A 21,244-nucleotide genomic window follows, 5' to 3' on the forward strand; every position below is an offset into this window, starting at 1 on the left:
GGCCTCAGCACGCTCGTCTACGGGGTGGTCTGGCTGCTCACCCTCACCGCACGCCTGCTCCGGGGCCGGCGATGAAGGTCTCGATCATCGTCCCGGCCCACAACGAGGCGGAGGGCCTGCCCGCGACACTGCGCTCCCTGCTCGCGCAGACCGATCCCGCCCACCAGATCATCGTCGTCGACGACGGCTCCACCGACCGCACCGGCGACGTCGCCCGCTCGTACGGCGTCACCGTCCTGCGTCCGCCCCGCAACCTCGGCAGCAAGGCCCGTGCCCAGAACCATGCCCTCCCCCGCTGCCAGGGCGACCTCGTCCTCGCGGTCGACGCCGACACCGTCCTGGCCCCCGACTACATCGAACGCCTCAAGCCCGCGTTCGACGACCCCGCCGTGGCCATCGCCGCGGGCAACGTCCAGACCCGCCACGCCCGCACCCTCTGGGAACGCGGCCGTTCCATCGAGTATCTCTTCGGCTTCCACTGGCACCGCCCCATCCAGGCCGGCGCCCGCAGCCCCATGGTCTGCTCCGGCTGCTGCTCGGCGTTCCGCCGCGACGTCCTGCTCGCGTACGGCGGCTTCCCCGAACGCACCATCGTCGAGGACATGGACCTCACCTGGTCCGCCCAGATGGCCGGCTACAAGGCCGCCTACATGGGCCACGCCGTCGCCTGGGCCGCCGACCCCGAGACCCTCCCCTACCTCCGCAAACAGGTCCGCCGCTGGATGGCGGGCTTCTTCCAGAACGTCCGCCTCCACCTCCCGCGGATGCTCGTCCGCAAGCCCATGCTCGCCCTCTGGGTCTGCCTCGCCATCCTGGAGATCCTGATCGCCCCCCTCTGGTGGGCCACCCCCGTACTCCTCACGTACGCATGGCACGTCCCTCCGGCAGAGGCCATCGCCTGGTGGTGGGGCACCGAACTGCTCCTCCTCACGCCACCGCTCGTCTACGCCGCCCACCGCCGCCGCCTGCCGCTCCTGAAAGTCCTGGTCAACGTTCCCTGCGTCTACGCGACCAGGGCCGTCAACACCTACTACGCGTGGAAGGCCCTCATCATCGAACTCCTCCTGGCCCCCGTGGGCATGGCCAAGTCCCTCACCACCTACGAGAAAGGCCGCGCCGACCCCCGGCCAGGCGCGGTCAGGGGCACCACGGTCTCCTCCCGTTCGTGATGGCCGGAAGGCGGACTAGGGAGCCGGGTGGGTCATGGCCTTCAAGGCGTCCTGGGTCGTGTGGGCCGGGGTCCAGTGCAGGTCTCGGCGCGCCTTGGTGGTGTCCACCAGCATGGGGTGACGGACGGCGTGGATCCATTCGGCCTGCGCGGGCGTGTAGGGGAAGGCGTTGACGAGTTCTGCGGTCAGGCCGACCAGCCCGCGCGGGACGGGCACGGTGTACGCGCCGATGGCCTGGGCGAACTCGCCGACGCCGATGTCCCCGTCGGCGGCGAGGTTGTACGCGCCGGGCGGGCCTTCGGCGGCCACCGCGGCGACCACGGCCGACGCCACGTCCTCCTGGTGGACCAACTGGAAGCGCGTCCCGGGGTCGGGAAGTACGGGATGCAGGCCGGGGACGGCGCCGAGGAGGCGGCGGAGCGGTTTCGGGGCACGGTTCCACGGCATGTTGCGCAACAGGACCGTGGCCTCGGGGCCGGCCACGATGCAGGGGCGCAGCACGTAGGCGTCCTTGACGTCGGTCTCCGCCAGGAGCTTCTCGCACGCGGCCTTCTGCGCCGAGTAGTAATGCTCGGACGAGCCGCGCGCCGGGACGTCTTCGGTGATGGGGACCGGGTTGTCCTTGTGGTAGCCGTAAGCGGCGACGGAGGAGGTGTAGACGAGGCGTCGTGAACCGGTGGCCTCGAACACGTTGCGGGTCCCGGCCAGGTTGACACGTTCGCTCTCCTGGTGGGAGCCCACGATGACGTACGCCAGATGAACGACGACATCGGCGCCGGCGACCAGGTCGTCGACGGCGGAACGGTCGAGGATGTCGCCCTGCCGGTACTCGGTCTTGTGCCAGCCGCGCGAGGCCGGATCGAACGGGCGGCGGGCCATGCCTGCGACGCGGTCGACGCGCTGGTCGCGTTCCAGGGCGTGGATCACCGACGTACCGATCTCCCCTGTGGGGCCGGTCACCGCGACGGTCAGTCCCATCGGAACGGCTCCTGTCCTCAGGCCGAGCGGTCGTCCAGGCGAGCGGTCCTTCGAACCGGCGATCGTTCAGGCCGGCGATCGCTCAGCCGAGCGGACCTTCAGGCCACGGTCGAGCGGGCCTTCAGGTGAGCGGTGTCCTACCCGCCGAGACCTCCAGCACACCGGTTTCGGTGACCAGGGCCGTCACCAGGCGGGCGGGCGTGACGTCGAAGGCGGGGTTGTGGGCGCGGGCGCCTTCGGGGGCGAGGGCGGGGCCGTTCCAGGTCAGGACCTCGTCGGCGGCGCGTTCCTCGATGGGGATGCCGGCGCCGGAGGGGGTGTCCAGGTCGATCGTGCTCCAGGGCGCCGCCACGACGAACGGGATGCCGGCGTCGGCGCAGGCCAGCGCGACACCGACCGAGCCGATCTTGTTCGCGGTGTCGCCGTTGGCCGCGATCCGGTCGGCGCCGATCACGGCGACGTCGACCAGCCCGCGCAGGATCGTGCCGGCGGCGGCGCCGTCCGTCTGGACGCGGTAGGCGATGCCGGCCTGCTGCAGTTCCCAGGCGGTGAGGCGGGAGCCTTGGAGGAGGGGACGGGTCTCATCGGCGTAGACGAGTTCGAGGCGGTTCCTGTCGTGCAGCTCGCGGACGACCCCGAGCGCGGTCCCCCAGCCGGCGGTGGCGAGCGCTCCGGCGTTGCAGTGGGTGAGCACGCGGAGGGGCCGGTCTCCCGTACGGGCGAGGATCCAGTCGGCGCCGAACGCGCCGATCGCCCGGTTCCCTCGTACATCCTCGTCCAGGAGGGCCTGAGCCTCGGCGAGCACGGCCGCCGTGCCCTCGCCCACCAGGGGCAGGACCCGGTCGACCCCTGCGGCGAGGTTCACCGCAGTCGGACGGGCCGAACGGATCCGCGCGATCGCCGCGGCGCGTTCACCGTCCGGCCAGTGCTCCCGTTCGGCTTCGAGCATGGCGATGGCCACACCGAAGGCGCCCGCGACGCCCAGGGCCGGCGCGCCTCGTACGACCAGCCGCTGGATGGCCTCGACCAGCGTCGCCGTGTCCCGTACGACCAGATGCTCCAGGCGGCCGGGCAGCACCGTCTGGTCGATGAGACGCAGGCCGTCCCCGGTCCATGCCAGAGCCTGGATATCGTCCGCCACGCCCACTCCAAATCGCCGGTATGCGGTGTTCACGCTACCGAGCCCCAGGAGGGCTCGTCCCGGCGCGGCCCGCGTGACCGTGCCACGCGCCTACGCATGCACAGGGTGCCTGCACCTGCAGTCGTATCGGGTGCCGCCCCTACGCTCGTACTGGGTCCTGTGCCTGCGTTCGGGTCGGGTCAGGATCGGGAAGCAGGACGATTCCGGCGATCCGGACCGTGGCGGCCAGTTCGTTGCGGCGTGCCGTCAGGCCGGCGATCTCGGCGATCTGCCCGGCCATGCTCCCCACTCCGCCGGCGCCGCCGGTGACGAACACCGTGTCGCCGGGCCGGACGTCGGACAGGGCGGAGTAGGCCGTCCAGGCATCGGAGATGTGCGCGACGGGGTCGGGCAGCGTGCCGTCCAGCCGGCGGCACTGGGCGGCGGGTACGAAGTGCTCGGGGCGCGGCAGGCCGTCGGGTACGGCGGCGAGCCGGATCTCGCGATTGGTCATGGCGGACGCTAACCCCCGACCCGCGCGTCAGAGGCGAATCGAAACCCGCTATCGCCGTCCACGTAAGGGGTTTCGACGCGGTGTGACCTGCGACGACTTGACACGGGTCGAATCTATGTTCGAAATTGGAGTCGACTCAGGGAGGAGGCGGCGTGGCGGACGCGGCGTTGGCGGGGGCGCTGCCGATGGACGCGCCCCGTGCCGGCGTTCCCGTACTGCCCGCGCTGCGTCCCGTGGTGCCGGGCGGGCTGCGGCCCGGATCGATCGTGGGCGTGGACGGCTCCGGGTCCGCGTCGCTGGGGCTGGCGCTGGTCGCCGGGGTGTCACAGCAGGAAGGGTGGTGCGGCATCGTGGGGCTTCCCGATCTCGGCGTGCCCGCCGCCGTGGGGATGGGCGCCGCTCCCGAGCGGCTCCTGCTGGTGGACGAGCCGGGCGAGCACTGGCCGGACGTGGTGGCGGCGCTGGTAGAGGCGGTCGATCTCGTCCTGGTGAACGTCCCGGAACGCCCGCCCAACGCGGCCGTACGGCGGCTCTCGGCCCTGGCTCGCAAGCACGGCTGCGTACTGGCGCTGACCGGTGCGTTCGCCCGCGACTGGTCCGGGATGCGGCTGCGCCTTCGGGTGGCGGAGTCCGACTGGCAGGGTCTGAGCGACGGCCACGGCGTCCTGCGCGGCCGGCGCGCCCGGATCGTCGCGGACGCACCGGGGCGGGAGCAGGGCACCTGGGTCTGGCTGCCCGGTCCCGACGGCAGCGTGACCCCCGCCGAGCCGGTCAAGCCCCAGCGGCCGACCCTGAACGTGGTCGCATGAGGCCCCCAGGAGGCTCACCTTGAGCCGGGTGCTGGTGATCTGGTGCCCTGACTGGCCGGTGACGGCGGTCGGGGTGGAGGCGGCGACGCCCGGCGCCGTGGTGGTGGAGCAGCGGGTCACGGCGTGCAGTGCGGCGGCGAGGGCCGCTGGGGTGCGCCGGGGCCAGCGGATCCGAGACGCTCAGCGCCGGTGTCCTGAGCTGGTCGTACGGGAGCGCGACTCCGACGCGGAGGGGCGGCTGTTCGAGACGGTCGCCAACGCGGTGGCCGAGCTGACGCCCAAGGTCGAGGTGGTACGGCCCGGCCTGTGTGCCGTACCGGCTCGGGGGGCCGCCCGTTTCTACGGGGGTGAGGAGTCGCTGCGGCTGCTGGTGCAGGACGCGGTGGTGGAGGCGGGGTTCGACTGCGGCGCGGGCATCGCGGACGGGCTCTTCGCGGCGGAGCTGGCGGCGCGCGAGCAGGGCGGCGTGGTCGTCGATGAGGGCGGGGCGGCGGCGTTCCTGGCCCCCTATCCACTGTCGGTCCTGGACCGGCCCGAGCCGGCCGATCTGCTGCGGCGGCTGGGCGTCAGGACGCTGGGCGACTTCGCGGCGCTGCCGTCGGGGCATGTGGCGGGACGGTTCGGGCCCGATGGGGCGATGGCGCACCGGCTGGCGCGCGGTGAGGAGCCGCGGCCGGTGGTTCCGGCGCCGGCGACCGCGGACCTTTCCGTACGGGACGAGTTCGATCCGCCGGCGGAGCAGTCCGAGCAGGTGGTGTTCGCGGCCAAGCGGCTGGCGGGGCGGCTGCACGAGGGGCTGGCGGCGGGCGGGCTGGCGTGTGTGCGGCTGGCCGTGGACGTGGGGTTCGCCGATGGCCATGTGCTGCGGCGGCTGTGGCGGCATGACGGGGAGTTGTCGGACGCGGCGGTGGCCGAACGGGTGCGCTGGCAGCTGTCGGCTGGCCGCAGCGACGAGTCGGTGTGGGGCGGGGTCACGTGGCTGGAGATGTCGCCCGACCAGCTCGTCCCGGACGAGGGCAGGCAGGAGTCCCTGTGGGGGCGGACCGCGGTGACCGAGCGGATCGCGCGTGCCGCCGACCGGATCCAGGGGCTGCTGGGCCATCGGGGCATCACCCGTCCCGTGCTCGCGGGCGGCCGGGGGCCGGGCGAGTGGGTGGACAGGATCCCGATCGGGGATGTGCGGCCCGGTGGCGGGCCGGACGGTCCGTGGCCCGGCCGGATCCCCGCGCCGGCGCCCGCGCTCGTACCGCGCAAGGCCTGGCCCGCCGAGGTCACGGACGCGTCCGGCGATCCGGTGACGGTGTCGGCCCGGAGTGCGGTGTCGGCGGCGCCCGCGTACGTCACGGTCGGGACGGGGCGGCCAGCGGCCGTCGCGTCCTGGACGGGGCCGTGGCCGGCCGTCGAGCGCTGGTGGGACCAGGAGCACGCGCGCCGCAGGGCACGGTTCCAGGTCGTGACCGATGACGGGCGCGCCTATCTGCTGGCCGTCGAGTCGGGCCGCTGGCATGTGGAGGCGTCCTATGACTAGGGGCGTCCAATGACCGGCTGGCACAACCCTGCGGTCCCCTGGCGGGAGTTCGAGAAGCGCCTGTCGTGGGGAGAGGGCTCCGGCGCGCCTGAGGCCGAGGTACGGGAGGAGCCGCCCCGCCCCCGGGTGGTGCCCTCGGACGTGGCGTGGGCGGAGCTGCACTGCCACTCGTCGTTCAGCTTCCTGGACGGGGCCAGCGAGCCCGCCGCGCTGGTGGCGGAGGCGGCGCGGCTCGGCGTGGAGACCATGGCCGTCACCGATCACGACGGCATGTACGGGGCGGTGCAGTTCGCGCGGGCGGCGGGCGAGGCCGGCATCGGGACGGTGTTCGGCGCGGAGCTGAGCCTGGAGCTGCCCGGGCCGCGGACGGGCGAGCCCGATCCGGCCGGGCGGCATCTGCTCGTCCTGGCACGGGGCGCGGAGGGGTACGCGCGGCTCTGCTCGGCGATCACGGCGGCGCAGCTGGCGGGCGGGGAGAAGGGCCGCCCGGTGTACGACCTCGAGGCGCTCGCGGGCGCGCACGACGGTCAGTGGGCCGTGCTGACGGGATGCAGGAAGGGGCTGGTTCCAGCGGCGCTGGCGTCGGGCGGGCCCGAGGCGGCCGAACGCGAACTGCGCAGGATGGCCGAGATGTTCGGGTCCGGCAACGTCTTCGCCGAGCTGATCGACCATGATCAGCCGGGCGACGATCCGCGCAACGACCTGCTGTCCGAGCTGGCCGGCCGGGCCGGCGTGGGCGTGGTGGCGTCCAACAACGTGCACTTCGCGGCGCCCGGGGCGGACGCGCGGCTGGCGCAGGCGCTGGCGGCCGTACGGTCGCGGCGGAGCCTGGACGACATGGTCGGCTGGCTGCCGGCGGGCGGCACGGCGCACGTGCGGAGCGGCGCGGAGATGGCGGCACGGCTGGCGCGGTTCCCGGGCGTGCGGGAGCGGACGGTCGAGCTGGCCCGCGACTGCGCGTTCGACTTCCAGGTGGTGGCGCCGAGGCTGCCCGACTGGCCCGTACCGGACGGGTACACCGAGGCGAGCTGGCTGCGGCGGCTGGTCGCGGAGGGGGCGCGGAAGCGGTACGGGCCGCCCGAGGCGGAGCGGGTGCCCGGCGCGTACGAGCAGATCGCCCGGGAGCTGGACGTGATCGAAGGGCTCGGCTTTCCCGGCTACTTCCTGATCGTGCACGACATCGTGGAGTTCTGCGCCAGGGAGAACATCCTGTGCCAGGGGCGGGGCTCGGCGGCGAACTCGGCGGTCTGCTACGCGCTGGGCATCACCGGCGTGGACGCCGTACGGCACGGGCTGCTGTTCGAGCGGTTCCTGTCGCCGGGACGGGACGGGCCACCCGACATCGACCTGGACATCGAGCACCGGCGGCGCGAGGAGGCCATCCAGTACGTCTACGGCAAGTACGGGCGCGAGTGCACGGCCCAGGTCGCCAACGTGATCAGCTACCGGCCGCGGATGGCCGTACGGGACGCGGCGCGCGCGCTGGGCTTCTCCCCCGGCCAGCAGGACGCGTGGTCGCGCGGGGTGGATCCACGCGATCCGGTGGGCGCGGAAGCCGACATACCCGCGGCCGTCACGGGTCTGGCCGGGCGGATGCTGGCGCTGCCCCGGCACTTGGGCATCCATTCGGGCGGGATGGTCATCGCCAACCGACCGGTCGGCGAGATCTGCCCGATCGAATGGGCCCGGATGCCGGGACGCAGCGTCCTGCAATGGGACAAGGACGACTGCGCGACCGCGGGGCTGGTGAAGTTCGATCTGCTGGGTCTGGGCATGCTGGCGGCCCTGCACGACTGCTTCGACCTGGTGGCCGAGCACCACGGCGTCCGGTACGACCTGCAATCGATCCCGCCGGAGGATCCCAAGGTCTACGAGATGCTGAGCGACGCCGACACCGTCGGGGTCTTCCAGGTGGAGTCGCGCGCGCAGATGGCCACGCTCCCCCGGCTCCGGCCCAGCAAGTTCTACGACCTGGTGGTGGAGGTGGCGCTGATCCGTCCCGGTCCCATCCAGGGTGGCTCGGTGCACCCGTACCTGCGCCGCCGCAAGGGCAAGGAGCCCGCGACGTGCCCGCACCCCCTGATGGAGAGCGCGCTCGCCCGTACGCTGGGCGTCCCTCTGTTCCAGGAGCAGATGATGCAGCTCGCGGTGGACTGCGCGGGTTTCTCGCCCGCCGAGTCCGATCAGCTACGGCAGGCCATGGGCGCCAAGCGCGCGCCGGAACGCGTCGAACGCCTGAAGCAGCGCCTCCTGGACGGAATGGCCGAGCGCGGCATCCCCGCCCATATAGCGGAGGACGTCTACGAGAAGATCCTGGGCTTCACCGGCTTCGGATTCCCCGAGTCCCATGCGCAGAGTTTCGCGCACCTCGTCTACGCCAGTTCGTACGTCAAACGGCATTACCCGGCGGCGTTCACGGCGGCGCTCGTACGCAACCAGCCGATGGGCTTCTACAGCCCGCAGTCACTACTGGCCGATGCGCGCCGCCATGGGGTCGAGGTACGGGGCGTGGACATCAACGCCAGTGACGTACACCCCACCTTGGAGGAACCCCTCCCGGTGAGGAGCGACCACCCGCACGCGCCCGTGAAGCCGCAGCCGGCGATCCGCCTGGGCTTGAACGGCATCCGCAACCTGGGCGAGGACGTGTGCAAGGCCATCGCGGCAGGGCGCCCGTACACGAGCATGGAGGATCTGGCCCGGCGCGTACGCCTGTCCACAGCGGCCCTTGAGGCCCTCGCCACATCAGGGGCCTTCGGCTCCATCCCCGTACAGGACGGCGGCAAGCCCCTCACCAGGCGCGAGGCCCTCTGGGCCGCGGGCGCCCTCACCGGAACGGGGCCGGGACAGCTGGAAGGCGTCACCCCCGGCGCGCGCGCCCCGTCCCTTCCCGCCATGACCCCGGTCGAGGAGACCCTGGCCGACCTGTGGGCGACGGGCGTCTCCCACACGCACCCCATGGCCCACGTACGCGAAGCGCTGGACGACCTGGGCGCGATCCCGTCCAAGGGACTCCCCCAGGTCCCCGACGAGACGAACATCGTCGTCGCCGGGCTCGTCACCCACCGGCAGCGCCCGCCGACCGCCGGCGGCATGGTCTTCATGACGCTGGAGGACGAGACCGGCATCGTCAACGTGACCTGCCCGCCGCAGATCTTCCAGCGGCACCGCGGCCTGGCCCTCGACTCCCAGGCCCTGCTGGTGAACGGGCGGCTCGAACGCGCCGACGGCGTCACCAACATCCGCGCCACCCGGCTCCGGCGCCTGCCCGTACCCGGCCGTGTGAAGGCCCGCAACTTCCACTAGGAGCAGGTGGGGTGCCCGATCGTCCCGTTCTTGGGCCCGAACGCGCGGTCGCCCGTACCGTCCGCCTTGATCACACGGAGGGCCGGCTTGGCCGCCAGGCCGCGCACGTAGCAGAGCCACGTGCCGTCCTTCGACCAGGCGGGGTCCATCTCGTGATCCCCGCCGGGGGTGAGCTTCCGGTTGCCCGAACCGTCCGCGTTCATCACCCAGATGTTCCCGGCGGAATTGTTACCCCGGCTGTAGGCGATCTGCCTGCCGTCCGGCGACCACTCCGGATCCACCGCGCGCACCGGCTCCGTGCTGAGCTTGGTCCAGGGCCTCCCGGTGTTCCGCGGATCGAGCTTGTAGAGCTGCTCGACGCCGTCGCGCCTGCTCCAGAACACCAGCTCCCCCCGCGACGACCACATCGGGTCGTCCTTGACGGAGGCGTCCTGTGTCAGCCTGCGCGGCTCGGGCTCCCCGATCGTGAGCGCGTAGATCTGCGCCACGGCGGAACCGCCCTCCTTGCCCATGAAGGCCAGCTGCCGGCCGTCCGGCGACCACGTCAGCCGCCCCCCGGCCATGAGCGCGCCGGCCACCGGCCGCGGATCCCTCCCGTCGGCGCCGACGGTCCAGGCCTCCGCGCCGTTCCCCTTCCGGCGTACGAAGGCCACCTTGCTGGGATCGGTGGGGGACCGTTCAGGCAGGACGTCGCACGTGTCCCCCGGTACGAGCGTCACCGGCGCGTCCTGGCCGGGCGTGTAGGTACCGATATCGCCGTGGCACTCGTTGGGCCAGCCCGCCTTGGTGTCGATCCGTACGAGCATCGCCTCGGTGGGCGGCCCGGCCTCCTTGACCTGGGCCCCGCTGTCGGCGGGCGGGTCGTCCCCCAGCACGGCCAGCAGCACGCCGCCCGCCAGCAACCCGCCCACGGCGAACATGGCCCCGCCCACCAGCAACCTCTTGCGCCGCGCCTTGGGCGGCTCCATCCCCTGAGGTCCCGCGCCGTGGAGCGGCCCCATGTGCGGAGGCGGCATAGGCGGCGGCAACGCGGCCGAAGGTCCGTGAACGCCCGGATCGGTGATCGTCCGCCCTGCGGGATCCGTCGGCTGCCTGGGGGCCTCGGCTCCATGAGAACCATCGGCCCCGGCCCGCTGCGCCTCCAAGGGCACCGTGTGCGACGGCCCGCCGGCGTAAGCAGCAGGCTGCGGCGACTCGCTCCGAACCGGTTGCGGCTCGGGCGGGTTCGTCCAGGATTCGCCGAGGGTGGTGGTGACGTCCACGTCGCTGGCGGCGCCGCCGACCAGGCTGAGCAGGAGGTCGCGGGAGGTGGGGCGGTCCTCGGGTTCCTTGCGGAGGGCGGCGCGGACGATGCCGGCGAGGGGTTCGGAGAGGGCACCGAGCTCGGGGTCGGCGTGCAGGGCGCGGCCGACCATGATCTGCAGGGAGCCCTCGCCGAACGGGTTGCGGCCGTTCGCGGCGTAGGCGACCAGGCAGCCCCAGGCGAAGACGTCGACCGCCGGGGTGAGCTTCTGGGTGAGGATCTGCTCCGGCGCGATGTAACCGGGGGTACCGACCACCTGGCCGGTCGCGGTGTGCGAGCCCGCCGCGTCCAGGGCACGGGCGATGCCGAAGTCGATCACGCGGGGGCCCGAGATGGACAGCAGCACGTTGCTGGGCTTGAGGTCGCGGTGGACCAGGCCGGCGGCGTGGATGGCGACCAGCGCGGCGGCGACCCCGACGGCGACGCCGTCCAGGAGGCCCTGGGAGAGGGTGCCCTGCTCCTGGATGTGCTGGAGGAGGGAGGGGCCCTCGATGTACTCGGTGACCATGTAGGCCAGGTCCATGTCCTGGCCGTGGCCGAGGACCTGGGCCGTACAGAACGAGGCGACGCGCTCGGCGTTGCGGCACTCGTCGTTGAAGCGGGCGACGAACGCGCGGTCGCCCGCGAGCTCGGGGCGCACGACCTTGACCGCGACGGGGCGGCCGTCGGTGCCGCGGCCGAGGTAGACCGCGCCCATGCCACCTTCACCGATCTTGGCCTCGAGCGCGTACGGGCCCACCCGGGTCGGGTCGTGGGGCTGCAGCTCGCGCGGCGCCACCGCGCCAGGCCCGCTCTCCATGGGTGTACACCTCTCGCCGCCGGGCCCCCTCCGGTCGGCCGCCGTAGCCGAACGGCGCCTGGACCCACCCCGGCCTCCAGAGTGGCAGAGAACGGCGCGCATGACCCCAGGCCGGACAAGGCCGGAAAAGGTCAATGTTTCACCAAGGCTCGCCAGACGCCCGGTAAAGCGCCAGGAGGCGCCACATACGCTGATCAACGGCCTACAGCATGACGCGGAGGGTGGTCTTGCTCCCCTGGACCCGCCGTCGGAGGGGCGTCACGGTGGCGCTCCTGGCGGCATTGCCGGTGGCATCGGCCGGGACGGGGTGCTCGCCCCGGGAGCACCGGGAGCCGCCGCCGGTCACCGACGTCACCGCCATCCGCGAGGTCGATCCCGGCGGCGTGCCCGGCCTGATGCCGGTCACGCGCAGCGGCGGCGGCGACCGGCACCGGCTGTTCGCCTCGTACCCGCGGATCTCCGGGGCCGGCGCCTTGAGCGGCGCGCTCGCGCGGGCGCAGGACGAGCAGGTCCGGCGGTTCACCGAGCGCACGTCGAGGGGGCCGTCCGTACCGGAGTTGAACATCGAGTGGTCGCTGACCGCCGCCTCGGGCGATGTGGTCGGGGTACGGCTGGTGACCTCGGCGTTCCCCGGCGGTACGACGCGCCGCACGTTCTGGTACGACGGCGCCGCGGGCGCGGTGCGCTCGTCCGCCGACCTGGTGGACGGGCCTGGCCGGCTGGCCGCGCTCGTCCGCGCGAAGGAACCGGGAGCCGTTCCGGCGAAGGCCGGTCCCGAGGCCTTCTCCTCGCTGGCGTTCAACGACCAGGGCGATCTGGTCGTCGAGTTCAGCGACGACGCGGTCGCGGCGGGCACCGCCGGGGCGGCCGAGCCGACGGGGACGCCCGGCCGGGTCGCGGTGGCGCTGGGGCACCGGGAGTACGAGCCGCTGCTGTCGGCGTTCGGGCGGCGGGCCCGTGATGCCGCGCTGGCGCCCCGTCCCGTGCTGAGGCTGGGGCCACCGGAGAGTCCGACCTTGGCGGCTTCGCGGTCGCCTGCGCCGCAGGCCGACTGCCGTACGGCCAAGTGCGTGGCGCTCACGTTCGATGACGGGCCGGGCCCGGACACGGGACGGCTGCTGGACGCGCTGGCCGAGCGCGGGGCCCGCGCGACGTTCTTCGTGGTGGGCGGGAACGCCGCCGCCCAGCCGGAACTGCTGCGGCGGCAGCGGGCCGAGGGACACGAGATCGGCAACCACACGCACGCCCATCGCGATCTCAGCCGGCTGCCGGCACTGCGGATCAGCTCCGACATCCAGCGCACGCAGGAGGTGATCAGGTCCGCCACCGGGCACGGCGGCATGCTGCTCAGGCCGCCGTACGGGGCCGTGAACGGGACGGTGACCGGCGTGGCCAGGTCGCTGGGGCTGGTCCAGATCCGGTGGACCGCCGATCCCGAGCGGGACGGTGACGGCGCGGCGGCGATCGCCGGCCGGGCGGTGGCGCTGGCCAGGGCGGGCGGGATCATCCGGATGCACGACGTGCGGCCGGCGTCGGTGGACGCGGTCCCGGAGATCCTCGACCGGCTGGCCCGGGACGGCTACAGCTTCGTGACCGTCTCGGCGCTGCGGGCCGGGCGGCGATCGGGGCCCGGCTGACCTCCGCCACGCGGCCCGGCCGACCTCGGCCGCGTGGCCCGGCCGGCTTCAGCCGGTGATCATGTCGAGCCGGCGCAGGATCACGCCCTCGCGCAGCGCCCAGGGGCAGACCTCCAACTGCGTCACCCCGAGCAGGTCCATCGCGGCGTCGGCGACGATCGCGCCGGCGGGCAGCTGCGGGACCCGCCGTTCGGAGACTCCGGGCAGTTCGGCACGTTCCACAGGGTCCATCAGGGCCAGCTTGTCGGCCCATTCGGTGACGTCATGGTGGCTCAGCACCCGCCGGACGAACGGGCCCTCGGACGAGGGAGCCGCGCCGGCGATCCTGGCGAGCTGCCGGAACGTCTTCGACGTGGCCACCGCGTGGTCGGGTGCCCCGTACCGGGCGACCTCGCCGACATGGCGGGCGATCTCGGCGCGGACGTGCCGGCGCAGCTTGCGCGCCTCGTCGGCGGGCACCGGATCGTCGGTGAACCAGTCGCGGGTGAGCCGGACGGCGCCCAGCGGCAGCGAGATCGCCGCGTCCGGGTCCTCGTCGATGCCCGCCGCGATCTCCAGCGAGCCGCCGCCGATGTCGATCACCAGCAGCCGGCCGGAGGACCAGCCGAACCAGCGCCGGACGGCCAGGAAGGTCAGCCTGGCCTCCTCGTCGCCGGCCAGTACCTGGATATCGACCTGGGAGTTCTCCCGGATGCGGTCCAGGACCTCCTCGCCGTTGGAGGCGTCCCGTACGGCCGAGGTGGCGAACGCGACCAGGTCCTCCACGCCCTTGTCCTCGGCGATCTGGAGCGCCTCGTCGACGAAGTCGTGCAGCGTGCGCTCCCCCTCCGCCGACAGCCGGTCGCCGTCCTCGAGATGGGCGGCCAGCCGCAGCTCCGCCTTGTGTGAGAACGCCGGTAGCGGACGCGCGCCGCGGTGCGCGTCCACCACCAGGAGATGCACCGTGTTCGAGCCCACGTCCAGCACGCCGAGTCGCATGTCCATGACGCTACCGAAAGCAGGGTCGGGGATCTCCCACCGATCCCGACTTAAAAGACAGACTCCCCTGCTCGAACGGCACGGCCCTCCGGACGGAGCGGGCCCCGATCACCTCCCGGTCAGGTAACGAAGCCCCGCCCGGCCGCGACATTCTGGTGGGATATCCCCGGCATGCTTCGCTCCCGTCCACCGGAGAGTCCGATGAACGACGGCCCGCACCCTCCCCACGTCCAGCCCCCGTACGTTCAGTCCCCCTACGTCCAGCCCCCGGACGCCCGGTCCCCGGCCTTGCAGACCCCGTACGGGCAGACCCCGTTCGGGCCGCCGCCGGAGGCCGTGGCCCGTGTCCGGGTGTGGCGGCGCGCGGCGGCCTGGTCGATCGACTTCGCCCTGGTGATCGCGGTGGCGGTGGCGCTGGGCGCCTGGACGTGGACGCGGATCGGCGCGCTGATCACGAGCGTGCCCGCCCTGGCGGAGAAGAGCGCGTGGGGGCTGCTCAGCTCGCGCGGGGACGTCAAGGGCGCCTCGGTGGACTTCGGGCTCTCGCTGTGGGGCACCGCGTCCGGCTACGTGGTGCAGGCCTTCGCGGCACTGGTCCTGATCGCGTTCCTCTACCACTTCGCCGCGCTCACCTGGAAGGGCCGTACGCTCGGCAAGCTGGCGCTCGACCTGCGGGTGGAGCCGTCCGGCCGCGACCGGCTCGGCAAGGGCCAGGCGCTGGCGCGGGCGGCGTCGGCCGGTGTCGCCGACGTCGGCCTGTACGCGCTGGCCTGCTGCCTGCTCCTCCGGGGGGACTTCGTGCTCTCGGTGACGCTCTGGGTGCTCGCCGTCGCCGTGTTCTGGCTGAACGCCCTGCCGGTCCTGTTCCCCGGGAACCGTACGTTCACCGACCGGGTGACGGGCACCCGTGTGGCGCGCTCCCATCTGCTCCGCGCCGCCGCCGGGCAGGCCGCCCAGGCCGCTCAGGGCGGCCGCCTCGCCCTGGAGAGGGCCAGGCAGTCCTATGCGGTCCGGCGGGCCGATTCGCCGCCCGCCATCGCTCCGCCGCAGCAGCCGTACGCGCCGTACCCTCAGGCCTCCCCGCACGTGCGGATCCCGAGGCCCGAGGACCAGTGAGCGAACGGCTAACGTGGGCGGCATGAGCCATGAGGTCGGTGCGGCGGAACGGCGGTGGCGCGTGCCGCCGGCGCACATCGCTCTCAAGGCGGGCGCGGCCGTCGCGGTCGCCCTGCTTGCCCTGATGTCGCTGGACGACCGGCCGCTGCTGCTGATGGCGCTCGTCGCCACCGCGGGGCTGACCGCGCTGGCCGTACGGGACGTGCTCGCCCCCGTGCGGATCGCAGCCGACGCGGAAGGCATGACCGTGGTCAGCGGCTACGCGGGACATGTCCGGCTCCCGTGGAGCGCGGTGACGGCCCTGCGGGTGGACGAGCGGCGCCGGCTGCTCATGCACAGCAAGCTGCTGGAGATCGAGACCGGCGACGATCTGCATCTCTTCAGCGCCTACGACCTCGGCGACGACGTCCAGGACGTCGCCGAGGAGCTGGAGCGCCTCCGCCCCGGCATCTGACGCCCGGCTCGTGGTGACTAGGTGGGCAGCGGGTCGTCCGCGTTCGGGTAGGAACCCTGGGCGCCCGGTTCGCGGACGGCGGCGGCGCCGACGCGGGCCGCGTAACGGGCCGCGTCGGGCAGGGCGTCGCCTCGGGCCAGGCGCAGGCAGAGGGCGGCGGTGAACGCGTCGCCCGCACCGGTGGTGTCGACCGCCTCGACCTTGGGCGAGGCGATGGCCGTCACGCCGGAGGCGTCGGCGACCAGGGCGCCGTCCGCGCCGAGCGTGATCAGCACCGAACGCGGGCCGCGCGCGAGCAGCTCCGCCGCCATCGCCTCGGGCTCATCGCGGTGACCCAGCAGGAACGCCGCCTCGTGCTCGTTCACCACCAGCGGGTCGCACAACTCCAGGACGCCGACGGGCAGCTCCGCCGGCGGGGACAGGTTGAGCACGACCCGGGCCCCCGCGCCGGCGGCGGTACGGGCCGCGGCCTCGACCGTCTCGAGCGGGATCTCCAGCTGGAACGACACCACCGAGGCACCGGCGAGCATGTCGCGGGCCCGTTCCACATCGGACGGCAGGAGCCGCGCGTTGGCGCCCGGCGAGACGATGATGCTGTTGTCGCCGCCGGTGTCGACCGTGATCAGCGCGACCCCGCTGGGTCCCGGGGTGACGATCAGATGGGCGAGGTCCACGCCCGCCGCCGCCAGGGCGTCGCGGAGCAGGGCGCCGTGGCCGTCGTCCCCGATCCGGCCGAGGATCGCGGCCCTGGCGCCCAGCCGGGCGGCGGCGACGGCCTGGTTGGCCCCCTTGCCGCCCGGATAGGTCGCCAGGTCCGATCCCAGCACGGTCTCGCCGGGCGCCGGGCGCCGGTCGACGCCGATCACCAGATCGGCGTTGACCGATCCGACCACGACCACTTCATGCCGTTGCGACCCTGCCCGTTCCGACACTGCCCGTTCCGACACTGCGTCCGTCTCCTTACGACGTGGCGAACCTCAGACGTGGCGAACCCTAGGACGTGGCGAACTCGGCCGCGTTCTCGGGTGTGGCCATCTTCACCGGCACCATCGAGGTCGGCGCGAGCTCGTCGCCGTCGGCCGCCTTGATGGCGCTCTGCACCGCCATCCTGCCCAGCAGCCGGGGCTGCTGCGCCACGGTCGCGTTCATCGTCCCAGCCTGCACGGCCTTGATGCCGTCCGGGGTTCCGTCGAACCCGACCACCTTCACCTGCTCGCCGGCCTTGCCGCCGAGCGCCTTGATCGCGCCCAGCGCCATCTCGTCGTTCTCGGCGAAGACACCGTTCAGGTCCGGGTTGGACTGCATGAGGTTGGTCATGACGTCCAGTCCCTTGGTGCGGTCGAAGTCGGCGGGCTGCCTGGCCACGACCTGGATTCCGGGGAACTTCTCGATCCCCTCCTGGAATCCCTGGCCGCGCTCCCGGGACGCCGAGGCGCCCGGCTGGCCCTGGATGACCACGATCTTGCCCTTGCCGCCCAGCTCGCGCGCCATCTGCTCGGCCGCCAGCCGGCCGCCGGCGATGTTGTCGGAGGCGACCAGCTGCGCCACGGTGGCGCCGTTGACGGTACGGTCCGCCGCGACCAGCGGGATCTCGGCCCGGTTCGCGGCCTGGGCGGCGGGCGCGGCGGCATCGGAGTCGACCGGGTTGAGGATGATCCCCTTCATCCCCTGGCTGGTGAAGTTCTGGACCTGGTTGACCTGCTGGGACGCGTCGTTCTGGGCGTCGGAGACGGTCAGCGTGATGCCCTGCTTCTTCGCCTCGTCCTCGGCGCCCTGCCGGAACTGCACGAAGAAGGGGTTGTTCAGCGTGGACACCGACAGCCCGATCTTGGTGCCGCCGCCGCCCACGGTGCCGGCCTTGCCGCCGTCGCCGGTGGCGGCGACGCCGACCGCCAGCGCGACCACGGCCGCGACCGCCACGGCGCCGCCGGTCCAGAACGCGGCGGGCCGGATCCGGGTGCCGCGGCGCCGTACGGTGTCCAGCAGCACGGCCAGCGCGATCACCACGCCGATCACGACCTGCTGCCAGAACGCCGACACCGACAGCAGGTTCAGCCCGTTGCGCAGCACCGCCAGGATCAGCGCGCCGACCAGGGTGCCGAACGCGCGGCCCTTGCCGCCCGACAGGCTCGCCCCGCCGATCACGACGGCGGCGATGGCGTCCAGCTCGTAGCCGCTGGCGGCCTGTGGCTGGGCCGAGGCGAGCCGGCCCGCCAGCACGATCCCGGCGACGGCGGCGAACGCGCCGGCCAGCGCGTAGGTGACCAGCTTCTGCCGCGAGACGCGGATGCCCGACAGCCGGGCGGCCTCCTCGTTGCCGCCGATCGCGTACATCGCCCGGCCGCTGTAGGTACGGGCCAGCAGGAACGCGGTGAGCAGCCCCATCACCACCATGACGATCACCGGGACCGGCAGGTAGGAGCCGATGGTGTCGCCCACATGGGTGACCGCGCCGGGCAGCGCGATCGGGCTGCCCTGCGAGATCACCAGCGCCAGCCCGCGGGCGATGCCCAGCATGGCCAGGGTGGCGATGAACGGCGGCAGCTTGCCGTAGGTGATCAGCACACCGTTGACCAGCCCGGCCGCGACGCCGGTGGCGATCGCCAGTACCAGCGCGAGCGGCCATGGCAGCCCGTGCGTGGTGGCCGTCCAGGCCAGTACCACCGCGGACAGCGCCGCCACCGCGCCGACCGACAGGTCGATGCCCGCGGTGACGATGACGAATGTGACGCCGAACGCGAGGATGGCGACGACGGCCGCCTGCACCCCGACGTTCAGCAGGTTGGTGACGGTCAGGAAGTCGCCGGACAGCAGGGCGAGAACGACGACCAGGACCACCAGGCCGGCCAGCGCGCCGTTCTCGCCCAGCAGCCGGCCCGCCATCCGCGCCGCACCGCCCCGCGACGGCTCCGGGGACCGCTTCGGCAGCGTGTCAGTGGACATCTGGCTCTCCGTCCGTGTGCTCGTTTCCGTTCGCCGCGAGGGCCAGCGCCATCACGGTGTCCTGGGTCGCCTCGTCCGCCGGCAGCTCGCCGGTCAGCCGGCCGCGCGCCATCACCAGCACGCGGTCGCTCATCCCCAGCACCTCGGGCAGGTCGCTGGAGATCATCAGTACCGCGTGCCCGGAGGCGGTCAGGGTGTTGATCAGCCGGTAGATCTCGACCTTGGCGCCGACGTCGATCCCGCGCGTCGGCTCGTCCAGGATCAGTACCTTGGCCTCGGCCAGCAGCCACTTGCCGATCACGATCTTCTGCTGGTTGCCGCCGGACAGCGTGCCCGCCTCCTGCCGCAGGCCCGCCATCCGCACGTTCAGCTTTTCGGCGATGCCGGCCGCACGGCCGCGCTGCCCGGAACGGTCCACGAGCCCGGCGCGGCTGGTCGGGCCGAGCGTGACCAGGCCCAGGTTCTCCTGGACGTCGGCGCCCAGCACCAGTCCCTGGCCCTTGCGGTCCTCCGGGACGAGCCCGATGCCCGCCTCCATCGCCGCGTGCACGTCGCCGCCGCGCAGCACCGCGCCGTCCACGGTGACCGTGCCCCGGTCGTACGGGTCGGCACCGAAGACCGCGCGGGCGACCTCGGTACGGCCCGCGCCCACCAGGCCGGCCACCCCGACGACCTCGCCGGCCCGGACCTCGAACGAGACGTCCTCGAAGGCCCCGTCCCGGCCGAGGCCGTCCACCCGCAGCAGCGGCGCGCCCACGTCGGCGCGCTCGCGCGGGTAGCGCTGCTCGATCGGCCGCCCGACCATCAGCCGGACCAGCTCGTCCTCCGGGGTGCCGGCCGGCACCTCGGCCACCGAACGGCCGTCGCGCAGTACCGTCACCCGGTCCCCGATCCGGGGGATCTCCTCGAGGTGGTGGGTGATGAACACGACCGCCACGCCGCGCTCGCGCAGCGTCGCGACGATCGCGAAGAGGGTGTCGACCTCGCCGCCGGTCAGCACCGCGGTGGGCTCGTCCATGATCAGTACGCGGGCGTCCCGGCCGAGCGCCTTGGCGATCTCGACCATCTGCATCCGGGCGATGCCCAGATCGCCCATCCGCTGCCGCGGGCTCGCGTCCACGCCCACCCGGGCCAGCAGCTCCCCCGCCGCCGCGTCCATCGCCCGCCGGTCCACCATCCCGAACCTGCGCGGCGGACGGCCGAGGAAGAGGTTCTCGGCGACCGTCAGCTCCGGTACGAGGTTGAACTCCTGGTAGATGGTCGCGATGCCGAGTTCGGCCGCGTCCTGGGCCGAGCGGATGTCGGCCGGTGTCCCGTCCACCTCGATCCGGCCGGAGTCGGGACGGTGCGCGCCCGACAGCGCCTTGATGAGCGTGCTCTTGCCGGCGCCGTTCTCGCCGAGGAGCACGTGCACCTCGCCGGGACGCAGGTCGAAGTCGACCCCGTCCAGCGCCACCACGCCGGGGAACGTCTTGCGCAGGTCGCGTACCCGCAGGATCTCGTCGGTCATGCCGGGCTTCCTTCCTTCTCTGCGCCAGCCTTGTCTGTGCCGGACCGCTCGCCACAGGAGCGGCGGACCACCAGCCGCGCGGTCAGCACCACCGGTTCCACCGGCCGGTCGTCGATCAGTCCGGTCAGCACCCGGACCGCGCGCCGGCCGAGCTCCTGGACGGGCTGCCCGATCGCGGTGATCGGCGGATCCACATGGGTGAACCACGGAAGATCGTCGTACGAGGCCAGCGCCACCCGGCCCGGGATCGGCAGGCCCCGGGCGCGGATCTCGTCCAGCGCGCCCAGTGCCATCAGGTTGTCCCCGGCGAAGATCACCTCGGGGGGTTCGGGCAGGTCCAGCAGGCGCGCCGCGCCGGCCCGCCCGCTGGCCGCCTGGAAGTCGCCGGCCTCCAGGTACTCGTCGCGGACCGGCAGTCCGCAGGCCTGCATCGCGGCGATGAACGCCTCGGTCCGCTCCCGTCCGGTCGACAGCAGCGCGGGACCGGATATGAAGGCGATCCTGCGGTGCCCGAGGTCGCGCAGGTGCCGGACCAGCTCGGCGATCGCCGCCGTCCCGTCCGCCCGTACGGTCGGCACGTCCAGGCCGGGCAGCGTGCGGTCCAGGAACACCAGCGGCAGGCCGTCGCCGACCAGGTCGCGCACCAGCGGGGTGATCTCGGCGGTGGGGCAGAGCAGGAGCCCGTCCACGCGCTGCTCCAGCAGGGTACGGACGTAGTGGTCCTGCCGTTCGGGCCGCTCGTCGGCGTTGCCGATCACGACGGAGTAGCCCAGCGTGCGGGCCTCGTCCTCGATCGTCCGGGCCAGCTCGGTGAAGAACGGGTTGAGGATGTCGCCGATGACCAGCCCGATCGTGCGGGTGGCGTCGGTGCGCAGCGAGCGGGCGACGGCGTTGCGGCGGTAGCCCAGCTCGGCGACGGCGGCCAGGACCCGGTCCCGGGTCTCCGGGGTGACCCGGGCGCTGTCGTTCAGCACGCGCGACACCGTGGCGACGGACACTCCTGCCCGCAGGGCCACGTCCTTCACGCTCGCCATGATCGCCTCCGCTTGTAAACGATTACATCAATGTAAACGATTACAA

Annotated in this window: 16 protein-coding genes; 7 read left to right on the forward strand and 9 right to left on the reverse strand. The window is 73.1% G+C overall.

The genetic code is table 11. The features are described 5' to 3' along the window. The first annotated feature begins 71 nt into the window (after nucleotides 1-71). The gene (locus ACH34Q_RS20035) at nucleotides 72-1,169 is read left to right on the forward strand and encodes a glycosyltransferase family 2 protein (RefSeq protein ID WP_395984494.1); all 1,098 of its coding nucleotides are present in this window, start codon (nucleotides 72-74) and stop codon (nucleotides 1,167-1,169) included. A gap of 15 nt (nucleotides 1,170-1,184) precedes the next feature. Here ACH34Q_RS20035 and ACH34Q_RS20040 read toward each other — a convergent pair whose 3' ends face one another. From ACH34Q_RS20040 to ACH34Q_RS20050, 3 genes are all read right to left on the reverse strand, one after another. Continuing rightward, nucleotides 1,185-2,147, reverse strand: coding sequence for an NAD-dependent epimerase/dehydratase family protein (locus tag ACH34Q_RS20040; RefSeq protein WP_395984495.1), 963 nt, complete (start codon nucleotides 2,145-2,147; stop codon nucleotides 1,185-1,187). Between the two features lie 121 nt (nucleotides 2,148-2,268). Next, nucleotides 2,269-3,288: an S-methyl-5-thioribose-1-phosphate isomerase gene (mtnA, locus tag ACH34Q_RS20045; protein WP_395984496.1), complete on the reverse strand. Its 1,020-nt coding sequence runs from the start codon at nucleotides 3,286-3,288 to the stop codon at nucleotides 2,269-2,271. A 139-nt stretch (nucleotides 3,289-3,427) separates the two neighbouring features. Continuing rightward, on the reverse strand, nucleotides 3,428-3,781 hold the full coding sequence (locus ACH34Q_RS20050; RefSeq protein WP_395984497.1) for a hypothetical protein: 354 nt from the start codon (nucleotides 3,779-3,781) through the stop codon (nucleotides 3,428-3,430). Nucleotides 3,782-3,933: 152 nt separating this feature from the next. Between ACH34Q_RS20050 and ACH34Q_RS20055 the strand changes: the two genes are divergently transcribed. Genes ACH34Q_RS20055 through ACH34Q_RS20065 form a run of 3 tightly spaced genes read left to right on the forward strand, consistent with a single transcriptional unit; the run spans nucleotide 3,934 to nucleotide 9,424 of the window. Then, nucleotides 3,934-4,590 carry a hypothetical protein gene (locus ACH34Q_RS20055; RefSeq protein ID WP_395984498.1) on the forward strand — a complete coding sequence of 219 codons (657 nt, stop codon included), beginning with the start codon at nucleotides 3,934-3,936 and terminating at the stop codon, nucleotides 4,588-4,590. Nucleotides 4,591-4,618: 28 nt separating this feature from the next. Further along, nucleotides 4,619-6,118, forward strand: a complete 1,500-nt coding sequence (locus ACH34Q_RS20060; RefSeq protein WP_395984531.1) for a DNA polymerase Y family protein — start codon at nucleotides 4,619-4,621, stop codon at nucleotides 6,116-6,118. A gap of 9 nt (nucleotides 6,119-6,127) precedes the next feature. Beyond that, the gene (locus ACH34Q_RS20065; protein ID WP_395984499.1) at nucleotides 6,128-9,424 is read left to right on the forward strand and encodes an error-prone DNA polymerase; all 3,297 of its coding nucleotides are present in this window, start codon (nucleotides 6,128-6,130) and stop codon (nucleotides 9,422-9,424) included. On the opposite strand, the gene ACH34Q_RS20070 is transcribed toward ACH34Q_RS20065, so the two are convergent. Continuing rightward, the gene (locus ACH34Q_RS20070) at nucleotides 9,421-11,526 is read right to left on the reverse strand and encodes a protein kinase (protein ID WP_395984500.1); all 2,106 of its coding nucleotides are present in this window, start codon (nucleotides 11,524-11,526) and stop codon (nucleotides 9,421-9,423) included. The genes ACH34Q_RS20065 and ACH34Q_RS20070 overlap by 4 nt on opposite strands. A gap of 263 nt (nucleotides 11,527-11,789) precedes the next feature. On the opposite strand from ACH34Q_RS20070, the gene ACH34Q_RS20075 reads away from it, so the two are divergent. Further along, a complete protein-coding gene (locus ACH34Q_RS20075) occupies nucleotides 11,790-13,163 on the forward strand; it encodes a polysaccharide deacetylase family protein (RefSeq protein WP_395984501.1) in 1,374 nt (457 codons plus the stop codon). 48 nt (nucleotides 13,164-13,211) lie between these two features. On the opposite strand, the gene ACH34Q_RS20080 is transcribed toward ACH34Q_RS20075, so the two are convergent. Continuing rightward, the gene (locus ACH34Q_RS20080) at nucleotides 13,212-14,147 is read right to left on the reverse strand and encodes a Ppx/GppA phosphatase family protein (protein ID WP_395984502.1); all 936 of its coding nucleotides are present in this window, start codon (nucleotides 14,145-14,147) and stop codon (nucleotides 13,212-13,214) included. A 195-nt stretch (nucleotides 14,148-14,342) separates the two neighbouring features. Between ACH34Q_RS20080 and ACH34Q_RS20085 the strand changes: the two genes are divergently transcribed. Continuing rightward, on the forward strand, nucleotides 14,343-15,257 hold the full coding sequence (locus tag ACH34Q_RS20085) for an RDD family protein (protein ID WP_395984503.1): 915 nt from the start codon (nucleotides 14,343-14,345) through the stop codon (nucleotides 15,255-15,257). 22 nt (nucleotides 15,258-15,279) lie between these two features. Then, nucleotides 15,280-15,711: a PH domain-containing protein gene (locus tag ACH34Q_RS20090; protein WP_395984504.1), complete on the forward strand. Its 432-nt coding sequence runs from the start codon at nucleotides 15,280-15,282 to the stop codon at nucleotides 15,709-15,711. 17 nt (nucleotides 15,712-15,728) lie between these two features. Here the strand turns inward: ACH34Q_RS20090 and ACH34Q_RS20095 are convergent, their stop codons facing one another. The 4 genes from ACH34Q_RS20095 to ACH34Q_RS20110 form a co-directional block, all read right to left on the reverse strand. Then, complete coding sequence (locus ACH34Q_RS20095) at nucleotides 15,729-16,604, reverse strand: ribokinase (RefSeq protein WP_395984505.1); 876 nt, start codon at nucleotides 16,602-16,604, stop codon at nucleotides 15,729-15,731. A 100-nt stretch (nucleotides 16,605-16,704) separates the two neighbouring features. Further along, nucleotides 16,705-18,654 carry a substrate-binding domain-containing protein gene (locus ACH34Q_RS20100; protein ID WP_395984506.1) on the reverse strand — a complete coding sequence of 650 codons (1,950 nt, stop codon included), beginning with the start codon at nucleotides 18,652-18,654 and terminating at the stop codon, nucleotides 16,705-16,707. Beyond that, nucleotides 18,644-20,164 (reverse strand): sugar ABC transporter ATP-binding protein, encoded by a 1,521-nt coding sequence (locus tag ACH34Q_RS20105; protein ID WP_395984507.1) that lies wholly within the window; start codon nucleotides 20,162-20,164, stop codon nucleotides 18,644-18,646. The genes ACH34Q_RS20100 and ACH34Q_RS20105 overlap by 11 nt, the downstream gene beginning before the upstream one ends. Next, nucleotides 20,161-21,198 carry a LacI family DNA-binding transcriptional regulator gene (locus tag ACH34Q_RS20110; RefSeq protein WP_395984508.1) on the reverse strand — a complete coding sequence of 346 codons (1,038 nt, stop codon included), beginning with the start codon at nucleotides 21,196-21,198 and terminating at the stop codon, nucleotides 20,161-20,163. The genes ACH34Q_RS20105 and ACH34Q_RS20110 overlap by 4 nt, the downstream gene beginning before the upstream one ends. Nucleotides 21,199-21,244: the final 46 nt, after the last annotated feature.

Source organism: Actinomadura sp. 9N407 (assembly GCF_044326315.1).
In the GTDB taxonomy this organism is placed as follows: domain Bacteria; phylum Actinomycetota; class Actinomycetes; order Streptosporangiales; family Streptosporangiaceae; genus Spirillospora.

Excerpts from the sequence above, each read along its gene's own strand:
- ACH34Q_RS20085 (WP_395984503.1), top strand. The coding sequence starts at position 14,343 with ATGAACGACGGCCCGCACCCTCCCCACGTCCAGCCCCCGTACGTTCAG.
- ACH34Q_RS20040 (WP_395984495.1), bottom strand. The coding sequence starts at position 2,147 with ATGGGACTGACCGTCGCGGTGACCGGCCCCACAGGGGAGATCGGTACG.
- ACH34Q_RS20110 (WP_395984508.1), bottom strand. The coding sequence starts at position 21,198 with ATGGCGAGCGTGAAGGACGTGGCCCTGCGGGCAGGAGTGTCCGTCGCC.
- ACH34Q_RS20090 (WP_395984504.1), top strand. The coding sequence starts at position 15,280 with ATGAGCCATGAGGTCGGTGCGGCGGAACGGCGGTGGCGCGTGCCGCCG.
- ACH34Q_RS20050 (WP_395984497.1), bottom strand. The coding sequence starts at position 3,781 with ATGACCAATCGCGAGATCCGGCTCGCCGCCGTACCCGACGGCCTGCCG.
- ACH34Q_RS20080 (WP_395984502.1), bottom strand. The coding sequence starts at position 14,147 with ATGGACATGCGACTCGGCGTGCTGGACGTGGGCTCGAACACGGTGCAT.
- ACH34Q_RS20105 (WP_395984507.1), bottom strand. The coding sequence starts at position 20,164 with ATGACCGACGAGATCCTGCGGGTACGCGACCTGCGCAAGACGTTCCCC.
- ACH34Q_RS20035 (WP_395984494.1), top strand. The coding sequence starts at position 72 with ATGAAGGTCTCGATCATCGTCCCGGCCCACAACGAGGCGGAGGGCCTG.
- ACH34Q_RS20100 (WP_395984506.1), bottom strand. The coding sequence starts at position 18,654 with ATGTCCACTGACACGCTGCCGAAGCGGTCCCCGGAGCCGTCGCGGGGC.
- ACH34Q_RS20065 (WP_395984499.1), top strand. The coding sequence starts at position 6,128 with ATGACCGGCTGGCACAACCCTGCGGTCCCCTGGCGGGAGTTCGAGAAG.
- ACH34Q_RS20070 (WP_395984500.1), bottom strand. The coding sequence starts at position 11,526 with ATGGAGAGCGGGCCTGGCGCGGTGGCGCCGCGCGAGCTGCAGCCCCAC.